The sequence below is a fragment of the Parvibaculum lavamentivorans DS-1 genome (genome assembly GCF_000017565.1).
In the GTDB taxonomy this organism is placed as follows: Bacteria; Pseudomonadota; Alphaproteobacteria; order Parvibaculales; family Parvibaculaceae; genus Parvibaculum; species Parvibaculum lavamentivorans.
This window is the reverse complement of sequence record NC_009719.1, coordinates 3,615,055-3,628,911: the sequence shown is the minus strand read 5'-3', so window position 1 is coordinate 3,628,911 and position 13,857 is coordinate 3,615,055. Positions and strand designations below refer to the sequence as shown.

Below are 13,857 nucleotides of genomic sequence, written 5' to 3'. Positions count from 1 at the left end.
CCGGATGCCATCATTAGAAAACCTCTAGTAGATATAGAGTCAAGTTTTTTATAGGAAGCAACCATGATGCGGATCGGTGAACTGGGCAAGAAGGCAGATTGCTTGGTGCAGACCGTGCGCTTTTACGAGTCAGAAGGCTTGCTGCCCGAGCCTGCACGTAGCGAGGGCAACTTCAGGCTCTATGACGAAGTCCATTTGCAGCGCTTGCTGTTCATCCGCCGCTGCCGGGCGAAGGACATGACGCTGGATGAGATCCGTCAACTGCTGAACTTACGGGATCGGCCAGAGTTGGGCTGCGGCGAGGTGAACGCGCTGGTCGACGCTCATATCGCGCAAGTGCGGACCAAGATGAAGGAATTGCGCGCCTTGGAGCGCGAGTTAATGGATCTGCGACGCTCCTGCGATAGCGCCCGAACCTCGCGCGAGTGCGGCATTCTCAACAGCTTGGCCGAGCCCGCCTGAAGCTCGAGCGTGTCATCGGTGCTGGAAGTGATCGGGTCCAGTTCTGAGAGCCACGTGCCGCGCTCCATCATGCGAAAGCGCGCGGTTCTGACGTTTTGAGACGGCGTGCGACCGAGGGCGTGGCCCACAGGAGCCAGCGCGAGCCGGACGACCTGCGCGCCGCAATCTCCGCCACCTTACGGGTTCTCCAGGCCAGACCGAGCATCGCGGCGTGGCTGCGCAGGTGCAGGTGCAGGTGCAGGCCAAGGTAGCAGTGCGCCACGACGCGGCCCGACTCATGGGCACGCCACGCAACTCGCGATCGCTTCGCAAGAAGCCGCAAGGCCCGACTCGCGCAAGAATGCGACGTGGGCAAGATCGTATAGCCAGCAGCGCAAGCGTTTGCCGCTGCTGGCCGGCTCCGGAAGGGATAGACAAGCTGCGGGCCGTAGTCCATTGGAAAGTCCATCTTTCTTGAGTGTCACTCTTTGGCGCCCAGCGTGTGCTTTTGCGACCGGAAAGCGCTGAACAAGTGGCCCCCGGGCATCCAGAAATCGCCGTAGTTGACTTGGGCGTCTTCGTGCTCACGCTTGTGATGCCAGCGATGGGCTTCAGCCACCCCGATCAACAATCCCAACGGCCCGACCCGGTATCCCAGATTGGAGTGCTGGAAGGCCAGATGCACGACCAAGAAGCCGAGCCATGCGCCGACGGCCAACCACAGCTTGGAACGCCGCTACTGGCTCAACGGGGAGTGGAAAGGCCGCCCGCCCTCTAGCAAGGCGGCACAAGCGAGCGCGACGATCACTGTGAGTAGCTCCGTCGGAAAAGACGGCCGGCCGGTCGCGAGCTCGCCGAAGAGCACAACCGCAGTGGCGCCACGGATCAGTGGATAGCAGCCATATCGGATGACAGTCGCAATGAAGGGGGCGCATTGGTGCTCATCTGTTCTGTCCTAAAGCTCTGACTGGATTGGAAAACCTTCTAGCTACGGTAGAGTCAAGGGCGTCCGGGAAGACCCTGTGGCAAGTTCGTTGCATCTGCGCCTTGACTCTCCAGCCGCTACAGGCTTCAGCATCCATCGATTTGGAAGGAACAATGCATGGCTGAAAACCACAGAAATCACGAAAACGACGAGTTGGGCCGCCTAGATGCGAGCGATGCGAAGGACCGAAAGATTCTTCTGACTGTGTTGCTGATCAACCTGACGCAGTCCGCCGCCGGCATTGCCCTTGGCATCTGGGCTGGCTCTACGGCGCTGATGGGCGCCGGGTTGGACAACCTCGCCGATGCGTCGGTCTATGCGGTTAGCCTGTATGCCGTCGGTCGTGCGGCAACGGTCAAGGTGGGCGCGGCCCGCTTGTCGGGTTTCTTGCTAATCGGCCTGGCCGCGCTGCTGCTGTTGGAAGTCCTACGCCGCTTCGCTGGAGGGGAAGAGCCTGTCGGCCCAGCCATGATGGCCATGGCCGCGCTGAACGCGGCTTTGAACCTAGTGTGCCTCAGACTACTGCGCCGCCATCGCGGGGAAGATGTGAACTTCAAGGCGTCAGCGATCTTTACCAGCAACGACTCCATCGTCAATGGTGCGATTGTGCTGTCCGGGGTGCTGGTGATGGGGTTCGGGTCGAACATCCCGGATCTGGTGCTGGGCGTCATCGTGGCCGCAATCGCAGCGAATGGGGGGCGGGAAATCCTGCGCGAAGCATCGGAAACAGCTCGCCGTAAGGCGGGCACATAAGGCATGTTTTCGCCCAGTTCATCCCGAGGTTTACCTCTGCAAAAGAGGTAGTCCAGCCTTTGGGCTACGGCCTCGGCTGCAGCCGAGCGTACCATTGGCGATGGCCGCGCGATAGGCGGGCATGCCGTTCTCGACCTCCGTCTGCCGTACAGCAGCGGTGCGCAAGGTTGAGGGTGCATGTCGTCTCTCCTGTTCGTGTGGCCCAGGCCAATGGCCGGGCCGGGACGTTGATGGGCAGGAGAATGGCGCCGAAGGCCCAACGGCCTTCGGCTCGGGAGAAAAGAGGAACCACCCGTGGGCTGATTGGCAGGCCCGGTCGTCGCTAGAACCGTCTGCTCATCAAGCAATCACACCCGGCCCATGTCGTGGCTGGGGCCGGCATCGTCTGGCGCACATCCGCGCACAAAGGGAGCCCGTTTTTGCACCGGCGGGCACCGGCACCGATTACCGCTGACCACGAAGGGTCTCCCGGTGGCTCGTGCAGCCTGGCAAGCCACCGGGAGACCCTTCGCAGAGGGCGGAAGAAACGCAGATCAACAGAACGCGCGTGGTGCGGCTCGCAGAGAAGCTACCTTCAGGTCCCGCGGCCGGGGACGGCTGGGCGGGACGCGCACACGGATCAAGAAGGCGTTGCGCGCTGGGCGTCCCGCAGGGCATGCGGCGGAGTGCGGGACAGGGGCCACGCCGCCGAAGGCGGGCACGGCTCACGGGGAACGGGGGCGGTCAGGAGCCTTTGCGGCCGCTACGGCGCGGGCGCGAGGCGCCGCGCTTGGAGCTGCCGGATTCGACTGGCAGCGTGCCTTTGCAGTCCGGGTAGCGGCTGCACGACCAGAACGGGCCGCTCTTGCCGCTGCGCTGGCGCGTGGGTGCGCCGCACTGCGGGCATGCCGGCCCTTGGGGAACCTTGATGGACAGGGAGGCGCTGCCGTACTGCGCAATCAACTGCGAAATCCACGCGGCCTGCTTGCCGATGAACACGTCCAGGGTGAGCTGTCCGGCCTCGATCATGTCGAGCGCCTGTTCCCAGACGGCGGTGGTGCCAGGGTCGGCAATCGCCGCAGGCACGGCATCGATCAAAGTGAAAGCCGCATCCGAGGCGCGGATGGCGCGCCCCTTCTTCACGAGGTAGCCGCGAGCGATCAGGCCGCCGATGATGTTGGCCCGCGTCGCTTCGGTGCCGATGCCAACCGTATCCTTGAGCTTCTGCTTCAGGCGGGGATCGGACACCAGCTTGGCGACGCCTTTCATGGACTTGACCAACTCGCCTTGCGTGTACGGTTTGGGCGGCAGCGTCTTGAGTGCCTTGAGATCGACGTCGGCCACCTGGCATGCCAGGCCCTCATACAGTTTCGGCAGCGCGGGCAGCACCTGGGCGCGGACCGCAGTATCGCCCTCGCCATCACCGTCTTCGGCCTGCGGCTCGGCGAGCACCTGGCGCCAACCCGGGATGACAACCTGCTTGCCCGTGGCCGCCAGGTTCTGCCCCCCGCACGAAAACTTGGCCACAGTGCGGTCGAACTCGTGGTGAGGGAGGAACTGCGCCAGGTAATGCGACCGGATGAGCCTGTACACGGCCAGTTCCTTCTCGCTCATGGCGGAGAGCTTCGCCGGTTCGAGCGTCGGGATGATGCCGTGGTGCGCCGTGACCTTGCCATCGTTCCAGGCGCGCGAGCGCTGCGAGCGGTCGAGCTGGCCCATGATCGAGCGCAGCGAGGGATCGGTCTTGAGCAGGCTGTCGAGAACGGTGGGCACTTCGGCAAACATGCTCTCGGGCAGGTAGCCGGAGTCCGAGCGGGGGTACGTCGTGGCCTTGTGCGTCTCGTACAGGGCTTGGGCAATCTCCAAGGTTTCCTGCACGTCCAGCCCAAGCTGCTTGGAACACACTTCCTGCAAGGTGCCCAGGTCGAACGGCAGCGGCGGGCCTTCGCGGACACGCTCAGTCTCCACCGACACGACGTGGGCACTGCCCGCAGCGCGGATCTGCTGCATGGTCTGCTGTGCGACCGGCTGCCGCAGGCAGCGGCCTGCGTCGTCGGTGCACGCATCGGGTGGAACCCATTGCGCGGCGAAAGTCGAACCGCCTGCGAACAGGGACACGGCGATGGCCCAGTATGGTACGGACACGAAGCGCGCGATCTCGCGGTCGCGGTCCACAACGAGCTTGAGCGTCGGGGTCTGTACGCGGCCGACCGACAGCACGCCGTCGTAACCCGCCTGTCGCCCCAGCACCGTGAACAGCCGGCTCAGGTTCATGCCCACGAGCCAATCCGCACGGGAGCGCGCCAGCGCCGAGTGGTACATCGAAAGCGTCTCGGCCGAAGGCCGCAGCTTGCCCAGTGCCGCCCGAATGGACGCATCGTTGAGCGCCGACAGCCACAGGCGTTCGATGGGGCCGCGGTAGCCGCAAAGCTCCACGATCTCGCGGGCGATCAATTCGCCCTCGCGGTCGGCATCGGTGGCGATAACCAGGTGAGTCGCCTTCGCCAAGAGCGCCTTGACGACCTTGAATTGCGTGGCGGTCTTCGGTTTGACCTCGACCCGCCAGTGCTGGGGAATGATGGGCAACTGCTCAACGGACCATCGTTTGAGCTGCTCGTCGTAGGCCTCGGGCGGCGCCGCCTCCACGAGATGGCCGATGCACCAGGTGACCGTGACGCCGGAACCGTTGAGGCAGCCTTCACCGCGCTGCGTGGCGCCGAGAATCCGGCCAATGTCTTTGCCCTGGGAGGGCTTCTCGCACAAGAACAGCCGCATATCCGTCCATCCCGATTCCTGTTGTTCATGGAGTTGCTGGGATCGAGGATGCCGAGCGCAGCCCCTGGCAGCAGCAAACAAGCCGCATGCGGCAGCGACCGCTTTCACGCCGATGAAATGGCGAGTGCGGGGAAGGTGCGTGGCCGGAAGTGTGCGGGCCGAGAGCCGCGATTTCCGGGAGCGCGCGTGGAACTCGGTGGACGTTGGTGGAGCTATCCCCTGGGGATAATTCGCAGCGCATGGAGGGCGGCGAAGCACTGCGGCAGCCGCCCTCCATGCCCGATCACTTCCTGCGCTTGGTCTCTTTCGGCGCCGTCGATTCCTGGGTGGCCTGGGGCTTCGGCTCTGCCTCCTGTGGCTTCGGGCTGAGGGCCACAGACTCGATGCGGTACGGCAGGATGCCGACACTGCGCGCGTTGACCTGCCAAGTCTCACGCGGCTGATCTTCGTTGTCCGTCCAGGGGTCGCGCTCCATGCGGCCGACGACCAGCACCCGCATGCCCTTCTGGTAGAGCTGCTGCCAGCGGTCGGCGTCGTGGTGCCAGAGTTCCACCGGCGCCCAGAAGCCGCCGCGGTCCTCGAACTCGCCGCCCTTGGTGGGGACGGGGTTGTCGAAGTACACGTTCAGCCGGAGCAACCGGCGAGGATCGTCGTTGCCATTGGGGAATTCGCGGTACTCGGGAGGCGATCCGATGTTGCCCTCGCCGATGAATTGTGTGCTCATGTTGGAATCTCCGTGGTGGTTGAAATACCCGTGCCTCGTTGGGCTCGGGCGCGTGCTCGGATGGCAGGCGCAATCACCGATCGCGCACTGCGGCAGGAACGGACGCGAGCCGGCGCAGGTAGGTGTTGTCCGCCTGCGCGGCCTTGCTGGCGCATTCCTGTGCTTGCCTGCCCAGGGTGTGCAGCAGGCTGATCTGCATGTTCAGCATGACGCGCTGCAGTTCGATCTCGTGCAGGTCGTGCAGCAGGTTGACCGGCGTGCTGGGGCTCGCCATCAGCTCCTGCCACAACGCCACGCCCATGGCCGATCGATCGTGCTTGCGCCAGCGAAGAAAGGTCGTGCCTGCGCCAGTGGTCTGCTGGGCCAGCTCGACGGGAAGCAGGTGGAAGGGATGCCCGCACGCCTGTGGCAGCACCTGTCGCTGCGCCAGGGCAATCAACTCGTCGCGCATGGCGAAGCACTGGCTGGCCCAGGCCTCGAAGTCCCCTTTACCTTTAAAAGGCTTTAAAAGGCCTTTTAGAGAGGCCGCGTGTTCCAGCCGCATGAAGGCTGGCTGTTCCAGACGACGGAAGTAGCGCGGTTCGCGGTTCGGGTCGCTCATGCCGGTTCGTCCTCGCCGGCGGCTGTGGACTTGGCCTCGGCCGAATCGGCGGCAGCGCCTTCGTCGGTGGGAGATGCGGCTGCGGCAGCGCTATCACCACGCTGTTGCAGACCACGGCGCACGACGGGCGGCGCAAACTTCGAGCGGCGCATGCCTTCGAGCACGTCCTGCGGCAGTTCGCCGAACTTCTCCAATGCTGCCCGAGCTGCGGCGTTCTTGGCCGCGAAGTCGTCGCGGGTGCAGCCCGAGTAGCGGTATTGCTGGGCCAGGCTGAACAGGCTGCGCAGCGCGTGGGCACCTTCGTTGAGCCAGCGCTCCAACGTCGAGCGATCGATCAGCGCGGTGTGGTGGGCGAGGATCAGCTTGCGGGCGATGTCGTCGTAGTCGGCCAGCAGATAGACGGCGGCAAAGCCGAGCTGCGCGTTCACGAACAAGGGGAGCTTCACCGGCTGCACGTTGAGGTTCTCACCCAGGCTCAACGCCGCAGGCACGCCGGCCAGTGCCTGGTCAACCTGCTCGCGCAGCGATTGCAACGTGGTCCTGGTCTGGTCGAGCTTTTCCTCGATGCGCAACATCCACCAGTCGCTGTACGGGTCGTCCTGCTCCGAGCCGCGCTTCATCTTGTTCATCACGGCGATGTAGCCGTTCAGGCCGACGATGCCGGGTCGCCCCTCGGCGGCGGCGCGGCCATGCCAGATGCGCGAGGCGTGGTGGGTGTGAAGCGTCAGCGACATCGCGCTGCGCAAAGAGCCGAGATTGAGTTGCAGAGGTTCGTTGGTTGCCATGGCGTCCGCTCGCTTGGGAAAAGGAGCGGTCAGGATCGGCACGCAACGGAAGGCAGTCAGTCAACAAACCGAAATGAACCGGGACCCGGTTGTCGTGGCAGCGGTGGCCTGTGACACGAGCTATCCCCAGGGGATAGCTCCATCGAAAGCCATGGAGCGCTGCTCGCGCAAATGGTGCGTGCGCTCATGCAACCGACGCCATTACGGCCCCCCTGGACCGAAGTGCCATGCCGTGCCTGTCGGCGTTACAGCTTGTAGTACATCTATCCCCTGGGGATAGCTCTACTGACGGCCATCGACGTCTGCTTCACGCCCTTGTCGCTCGTCGCGCTCAGCTACTGCGCAGAAGGTCGCGCAGCCGGTCAATGTGCTGCCGGGCCACCTCGGGTGGAACCACATTGCGCGGTGGTTCAGGCGGTGCATCTCGTGCAGGGGCAGGTGGCGGTGCTGACCCGGCTTGCTTGGCCCAGGCGTTGAACTCGCCACGGATGGCGCGCTGGATGATGCCGAACAGGTAGCCTGCCGGGTTGCGGATGGTGCTGCCGCGACAGCGATCCGCCCATTCGTCCAGCACGGCCTGGCGTAGCGGAGCATCGACCTGCTGCAATGCCACGATGGCGGCGGCCTGCTGCTCTTCCTTCAAGCCGAGAAAGCGATCAGGCAGGCGAACTCCTGGCATCGCACGCGCCTGCCCACGCTCACGCGCGGTAGTACGTACTTCATTCATACGACTACTACGTACAGTACGGTCCTGCTTCGGATTCCGAAGAGCGCCGTCTGACGCGGGTTTCGGCCCTGCTTCGGAATCCGAAGAGGGGTCATCAGAATTCCGAAGAAGGCTCGGCGCCCCTTCTTCGGAATCGTGAACCCTATCCTTCTGTGGATAACTCTCCTGCGACCCAATGCCCTGGCTCGCGAGGCGTTCGGCAAGGACCTGCAGCCGCGAGGGCAACGTGCGGCCAGACAACAACGGGTCTTCGGCGATTTCCTTGAGGGTGTGCAAGCCCACGACCTGGACGGCCTTGGCCGAATGGCCCAGGGCTTGGCTGACGAGCTCCAAGTAGTCCGGGTCGAGCTGCATCGCCTCGAAAGGCGTCAGGGGCTCATCGTGCAGGACGTAGAGGTTGCCGAGGATGCGCCCGGTCTTGGGGTCACGCCTGCGGCGCACGAGACTCAACCAGCGAGTCAGGCGCAACAGCGTCAGCGCCCGTGCCACGGTCTCGTGAGAGGCCTGTCCGGCGCAGGGCATTGACGCGAGCCACGGGCGAAGTTGCTCATACGTCGGAAACGCCGTGACCCCATCCTCGTTGAGCATCATCCGAAAGACTTGCCAGGCATTGCGTTCCAGCGGCGTCAGGCGTCGGTCCAGGAACAGCCGTCGCGGCACGCTCTCGTGCCGATTGCCGCTGAACAGAAAACCGTCGCCGGTTGCGGAGACAGGAGATGTTGCGGATGCGGGAGCTGGCGCGGACGCGGGCGGGCGAGGTTTCGGTGCAAGGTCTTTCAGCGCGCTGTCGAACAGATCAGCGAGGGCGACCGGGCCTTGGCGTGGTGCTCGTGGTGCAGCGTCGTCCACGGCCATGACTCAACCCAATCCCTGATCGATCCAGTTCTTGATCGCAGCCCAGACCACCGACAGCGGCAGTTCCATGCCTTCGGCGAGGTCCATTGCCGCATCAAGAACCGAGGTCTCATCCTCCAGCTCGACATTCCTGCTGCTGGTCACGGCCTTCCAGCGTCGCCACAGCTCGGTGTCCTGCTCCTCGTCCAGAACCGGATGGCGCCCCTTGCGTTTGGGCAGGCCGAGAACTTCACGCCGTAGCGCGACTTCCTGGTGCGTCAGCCCATAAAAACGGCTCGCCATTTCCGTACTGGCCCCCAGGCGCAACATGCGATCGACGGTGGCGATCTCCTTCTCCACGTCCTGCGCCTGTTTGAGCAATCGCCGGAGCACTTCCCGGTTCACCGAGACAGAGCACCACGAGACGCTGGCATTGGCCAGTACGCTGATCAGCGCCGGATGCTTGAGCGCATCCAATTCTTCCTCACCGAATCCCATCGCCTTGCAGCGGCGCAGTTGCCCGTTGCGCAGATCGTAGAGCGCCTGCGCGATGACGGCCTGGTTGAGTGGGTTAGGTGCGGACATGCGGGCCTCCCTCGCTCAGGTCCCAGGACCGAGAGCGCCGGCTTCCAGATCCAGCAGGCGCCGGGCCAGCCGCAGCAGACGAAACAGCTTGACCAGCGCGGTGTCGCTCAATCGCCGGGCCCCGTCGGCATGACGTTGGCCTTGGCCGTGCAACAGCGCTGGCAGGTCGGTGACGAAGTGCCCGCCGTCCAAGCCCACGTCGGCCGACTGCTGACCGGCCAGGGAAACCAGCAGCGCGAGCACGGCACGTGCGAGCGGCGACGAAACCTGGGTCGGGGCACGACACGCGAACCCGATGCCATCTGAACGATCCTCGACACACGCGTCCAGGTCGACCTCGCCCGCGATCTCGCGCGCGAACTGCGCGATGTGGACGCGCAGGCGGCCGGGTGCGTCGAGACCTGGGTCGATATGCCAGATGTCCGAGATGGGATAGAGGCCACCGGCCTGCACGGGAATCGACTGCAGCACGTTGGCCGAGAAGTCGGGCGGAAGCGCATCGCCCAACTGGTCGGCGACCATGCGCTGGATGGACTGGAGCCGCTGCGTCGTGGGTGCCGGAGAGACGATGTGCTCGTCAAGTAGATCGCCAGCCGCTGCCGCAGGGGTGGCTGCGGATGCCTCACGCGGGGCCGCATCGTCCTGGGGCCTTGTCGGCGCGGCGGCAGAGTGGCCTGCAGAATGTGCTGCTGTGGCGGGGGACGGTGCCGGTTCAATCGGCGGCCGTGCGATGGCCCCAGGCTCAGGCAATGCCGGCGGCGCCGATGGCGGGGTTGGGTCGCTGACCAGGGCGCGGTGGCGGCTCTCGGATTCGGTCAGGTCCAGGGCAAGCACGTCGTAGTCGATGCCCAGCAGCTCGGACATCTGACCGATCAACTCGTCCTGCACACGCTGCGGCGAGAACTCGTCGGCCTGGGTATCGAACTGCGACAGCACTTCTTGGAAGAAACTGTCGAAGTCGAGCGGCAGGGAGCGGCCCTTGGCATAGTGCTCCCACGTGCGCTCACTGGCCTTGCGCATGACCGACAGCCGCTCGACCTGGTGGCGACCGAGGCCACCATACAGCACGGTCGGGATCGCAGGCAGCAGGTAGCGCACCGCATCGGCCATGCGGCTGATGTGTGACTGCTGCACGGGGAAGCCGTCGGCGCCCAAGCGACGGGCCAGCTCGGACTGGCTCAAGGTCGTGCTGCTTTCCGCTTCATAGAACTCGCGCGCCTTCTCGACGCCGAGGGCGCGCTCGATGAACGTCAAGCCGCCACGCAGTTCGTTCTCGGCGAGGTGCCCGGTCAGCGCGACGATCTCCCCGCGCGCAGGCCACGGCCGGAACAGGCACGATATGCGGAAGAAGCGCTCGTCCTTCGTTTCTGTCCAGAGTTCGCGCAGGATCGCCAGCCTGGTGTTGCCGCCGTTGCGGATGATGTAGTGCGCCTCGCCAGGACGGCGTGTGATGGCTGGCGCCGCATCCAGGCCGCGCTCGCGGATGGAGGCCTTGATTTCATCGTAGGCCGAGTTGCGCTTTTTGCGGGGATCGTGGTCGTAGGGCCGCAACTGGTCCAGCGTCACGACCATCGGCGTGTCGGCGATGGGGTCACTCAAAGCCGTGGCCGATGGCCCACTGCGCTCGAACCCGGCGGCAAGCAGCTTGCCGGCCATGTCCTGGGAGGTCATCTCAGCCATGGCCGCATCCCTCGGCGTTGGCGGGCCGGGCCATGCGGGCCTCGCGCTCGGCTCGGCGGATCTGCGCACGGGCATTGAGGTCTGCCCGGTAATCGCTCGCTGTCGAGCTGGTGTAGATGGCGGCGCAGCCGGTCTTGGTGAATTTGAGGTGTCCACCCCGAGTACGTTTGACGTGCCAGCCTTCGCTCACCGCAAACTCGATCAGGGCGCGCAGTCGCTTGTGGCCACGGGACAGTTCATGTGCGCTCGCCACGGGACCTCCCGGTTTCAATAGAACGTGGAGGACGGCCGGACACGCGGGCGAATCTGTCTTGCCACTGCGGGAACAGTTCGCCGGCGAGCGTGCGCATGGTGTCGAGCGCAGCGGGCGCAACTCTGCCTGGTGGCTGTCGATACTCGACGCGATGCACCGGCATGCCGCGGGTTGCAGCGCGCGGATAGGCTTCGATGGCCGGCACGTCGGTGCCCAGCACGCGGATGCCCGTGTGATCCTGAAATAGGTCGTGCAGCGCCTGCTGGATCATGCGTGCGTTGGCGGACACGGGGTGGACACGATTGATGAGTAGGTGCAGCGGTGGCGGTTCGATGCCAAGGTGCCGATACGGCGCGATGTCCTCCAGCAACTGCATGGTGCCGCGCCGCAGTTCGCGGGCCGCAAGGATTTCCGGGGTCACGGGTGACAGCGCCAGGCCGGAGGCGAGCACCGCCATCTCCAACAGCACCGAGCGCGCGCCTTGGGTGTCGATTAGCACCAGGTCATAGAGCGGCGCCAGCGCCGGCAGCAGGTGGCGCAACCGCAGGCGCCCGTCTGGCGCGTGCAGCAGCAAGGTGTTCAGTTCACCCCGGTGGTCGTTCGAGAGCACCAGGTCCAGGCCCGCGATGATGGTGCGGGACACGAGCTGGTCGAGACCGCGCTCGTTGAACGCCAGCAGCTCATAGATGCCGCCGGGCGCGCGGTGAGCCAGATCGTAGTAGGAGGACAAGGTGGGCTGCACGTCGAGATCGAGCAGCAGCACGCGCAGCCCCGCGTCCGCGGCGAGCCCGCCGAGGTTGGCGGCCGTGGTCGTCTTGCCGACGCCACCTTTCGTTGAAATGATGGATACGACCTGCATGGCGCTCTCCGTTTGGCGATGGGAAGTCCGAGGGGGAGCGAGTCAGGTGCGGTTGTTAAGGCGTTCGGCGATCCACTGATCGATCTCGACCGAATCCCAGCCCACCGCGCGCACGCCAAGGCGCAACGCCTGTGGAAACTGGCGCTTCTTCATCAGGTTGTAGATGTGGGCGCGTTTGAAGCCGGACTTCGCTTCAACTTCATCGAGCCGCAGGATGCGGCGCTCGTGCGGTGGCAGTACAGGTACTTGCGACATGGCGGTCACTCCTGAACGCTCAGTGGCGTTTGTTGGCGTGACCTCTATTCAATAGACATGGCTGCAAAAAGACATTGCAAATGCAATCTCCGAGACTGCACATACAAGATGGAAGAATTCACGCGGCTGCGCTACGCACATTCTTCCTGGCGTTGGCGAACTTGCCGTTCAAGGTTCGCTCCGTGATGCCCATGGTGCCGCCATAGTGGGCGAGCAATGCGGTGACGATTGCCTCCTGCGTCTTGAAGCTGGAGTACGGCACACCCGATGGGGATTGACCCAGCATCAGCGTCAGCATGCCACCGATGATGTTCAGGTACGTGGTCTCCGCTCGATCACTGATCGCGCACTGCTTGGATGCCAACAGCACCGCGGACTGCTTGAGCAAGGCTTCGTGTTGCGCTTGAAGTTTGCGCATCTCACGCCGGCTATGGTCCAGCGCGGCCTGCAGAGCCTGCCGTTCCAGCAGGATTGCCTGTCCTGTTTCCAGGGTGATGGAGGGATGCGCCATGCGCTCGCTGCGGCTGAACAGGAATCCGGGTCGATGCTCAGGATAGTGAGTGCGCATCCAGCGTTTCAGATCGACGTGGCGGATGGTCAGATCGGGTGAACTCACCAACTCTGGGTCATTGAGCGTGATCCCGTTCTTGCCAAAGGGCAGTTCCGAGTTGAGGATGCCGTCGTAGATGCGTTCCGAGTACAGCCGACACTCGTTCCATCGCGGGCAGTCCAATGTCTGCGGCAGGCACCGCGGTGATGCGATCGAGGCGAGGATCGACGCCTTGTACCGCAACAACCCAGCCCACCGTATGGCAGCTTCGATGGGACGATAGAACACCTTTGATAATGGTGGCTCCTTGTGCATGTTTTCGTCTCCTTTCGGAAGCGCTACATCACCGGCTCCTTTCTCGCCCTGCCAAGGGCTGTTGTGTCGTTATGCCTGTGGCGGATGCCAGGGACGAATGCCCCGGAACGTGGGCGGACGAGATCATGGCATCCGCCACAGGTGGCCCTCTCTTGCTCAATGTGCAAGAATCGACCAGTTGCCGGCCCGTCGAGTAACAAGGAAGAAGCACGCTCGACAATGGCGCTCACGGTGCCAGCGTCATGGGGTGCGTCAGGCGTATCAAGACCGATTCGCTATGGTCTGATATCCCTACGGTTTCACAAGTCGCGCTGGGGCGCAGTCGTTGCTCAACGTCCAGAGGGACGCAGAGAAAACCGCGCGTGTGATGCTTGTTCTGGCATCCTGATATATCGACATAGCATCCAGCGATCCTGGGCTGTGGCCAGTTTGAGGCTGTTGCGCGCCGCTCCCACACGGTCGCCAGCTGACCAGGTGATGTGAACATGCGCCCCATCTTTCCTTGCTCGCCGCTTGGCCTTCATCACGAACAGCCTTGGGCTGTGGTGCGCACGGCATCAAACCAAGCGCGGTCTCAACGTTCGATGCTGATGCCATTCCTGACGCAAGGAGACCTGAGTGTCGAGCGGCGTTGCAGGGGCGGGCCTCTGGTAGCCGTGTATTCTGCGTCGGTTGTCAGGGGATGAAATGGCAGTCCTTGGACGCTGATGGAAGTTGTTGGATGAGTTTTGTTGCCGAGGGCGAAGAACAAGGCTA

At 64.1% G+C, this 13,857-nt stretch carries 14 protein-coding genes; 2 read left to right on the top strand and 12 right to left on the bottom strand.

The window, feature by feature from the left end; all coding sequences use genetic code 11:
• Nucleotides 1-63 precede the first annotated feature (63 nt).
• On the top strand, nt 64-462 hold the full coding sequence (gene cadR / locus PLAV_RS17215) for a Cd(II)/Pb(II)-responsive transcriptional regulator (RefSeq protein WP_003098965.1): 399 nt from the start codon (nt 64-66) through the stop codon (nt 460-462).
• A gap of 460 nt (nt 463-922) precedes the next feature.
• Here cadR and PLAV_RS19805 read toward each other — a convergent pair whose 3' ends face one another.
• Nucleotides 923-1,159 carry a sterol desaturase family protein gene (locus PLAV_RS19805; protein ID WP_003098970.1) on the bottom strand — a complete coding sequence of 79 codons (237 nt, stop codon included), beginning with the start codon at nt 1,157-1,159 and terminating at the stop codon, nt 923-925.
• A gap of 384 nt (nt 1,160-1,543) precedes the next feature.
• On the opposite strand from PLAV_RS19805, the gene PLAV_RS17205 reads away from it, so the two are divergent.
• Nucleotides 1,544-2,179 (top strand): cation efflux transmembrane domain-containing protein, encoded by a 636-nt coding sequence (locus PLAV_RS17205; protein ID WP_003098972.1) that lies wholly within the window; start codon nt 1,544-1,546, stop codon nt 2,177-2,179.
• 723 nt (nt 2,180-2,902) lie between these two features.
• On the opposite strand, the gene PLAV_RS17200 is transcribed toward PLAV_RS17205, so the two are convergent.
• The 11 genes from PLAV_RS17200 to PLAV_RS17150 form a co-directional block, all read right to left on the bottom strand.
• Nucleotides 2,903-4,933, bottom strand: coding sequence for a DNA topoisomerase III (locus PLAV_RS17200; RefSeq protein ID WP_003116834.1), 2,031 nt, complete (start codon nt 4,931-4,933; stop codon nt 2,903-2,905).
• A gap of 283 nt (nt 4,934-5,216) precedes the next feature.
• Nucleotides 5,217-5,657 (bottom strand): single-stranded DNA-binding protein, encoded by a 441-nt coding sequence (locus tag PLAV_RS17195; RefSeq protein WP_003098976.1) that lies wholly within the window; start codon nt 5,655-5,657, stop codon nt 5,217-5,219.
• A gap of 73 nt (nt 5,658-5,730) precedes the next feature.
• A complete protein-coding gene (locus PLAV_RS17190; RefSeq protein ID WP_003098978.1) occupies nt 5,731-6,258 on the bottom strand; it encodes a DUF3158 family protein in 528 nt (175 codons plus the stop codon).
• Nucleotides 6,255-7,043 carry a PFL_4669 family integrating conjugative element protein gene (locus PLAV_RS17185; protein WP_012112316.1) on the bottom strand — a complete coding sequence of 263 codons (789 nt, stop codon included), beginning with the start codon at nt 7,041-7,043 and terminating at the stop codon, nt 6,255-6,257. Before PLAV_RS17185 ends, PLAV_RS17190 begins: the two co-directional genes overlap by 4 nt.
• A 331-nt stretch (nt 7,044-7,374) precedes the next feature.
• Nucleotides 7,375-8,625: an STY4528 family pathogenicity island replication protein gene (locus PLAV_RS17180; RefSeq protein ID WP_012112315.1), complete on the bottom strand. Its 1,251-nt coding sequence runs from the start codon at nt 8,623-8,625 to the stop codon at nt 7,375-7,377.
• Nucleotides 8,626-8,628: 3 nt separating this feature from the next.
• Nucleotides 8,629-9,189 (bottom strand): DUF2857 domain-containing protein, encoded by a 561-nt coding sequence (locus tag PLAV_RS17175; RefSeq protein ID WP_012112314.1) that lies wholly within the window; start codon nt 9,187-9,189, stop codon nt 8,629-8,631.
• A 15-nt stretch (nt 9,190-9,204) separates the two neighbouring features.
• Nucleotides 9,205-10,869: a ParB family protein gene (locus PLAV_RS17170; protein ID WP_012112313.1), complete on the bottom strand. Its 1,665-nt coding sequence runs from the start codon at nt 10,867-10,869 to the stop codon at nt 9,205-9,207.
• Nucleotides 10,862-11,122 (bottom strand): hypothetical protein, encoded by a 261-nt coding sequence (locus tag PLAV_RS17165; RefSeq protein ID WP_012112312.1) that lies wholly within the window; start codon nt 11,120-11,122, stop codon nt 10,862-10,864. Before PLAV_RS17165 ends, PLAV_RS17170 begins: the two co-directional genes overlap by 8 nt.
• Nucleotides 11,106-11,981, bottom strand: coding sequence for a ParA family protein (locus PLAV_RS17160; RefSeq protein WP_012112311.1), 876 nt, complete (start codon nt 11,979-11,981; stop codon nt 11,106-11,108). The genes PLAV_RS17165 and PLAV_RS17160 overlap by 17 nt, the downstream gene beginning before the upstream one ends.
• A 42-nt stretch (nt 11,982-12,023) precedes the next feature.
• The gene (locus tag PLAV_RS17155) at nt 12,024-12,236 is read right to left on the bottom strand and encodes an AlpA family transcriptional regulator (protein WP_012112310.1); all 213 of its coding nucleotides are present in this window, start codon (nt 12,234-12,236) and stop codon (nt 12,024-12,026) included.
• Between the two features lie 118 nt (nt 12,237-12,354).
• On the bottom strand, nt 12,355-13,101 hold the full coding sequence (locus tag PLAV_RS17150) for a hypothetical protein (protein ID WP_012112309.1): 747 nt from the start codon (nt 13,099-13,101) through the stop codon (nt 12,355-12,357).
• Nucleotides 13,102-13,857 lie beyond the last annotated feature (756 nt).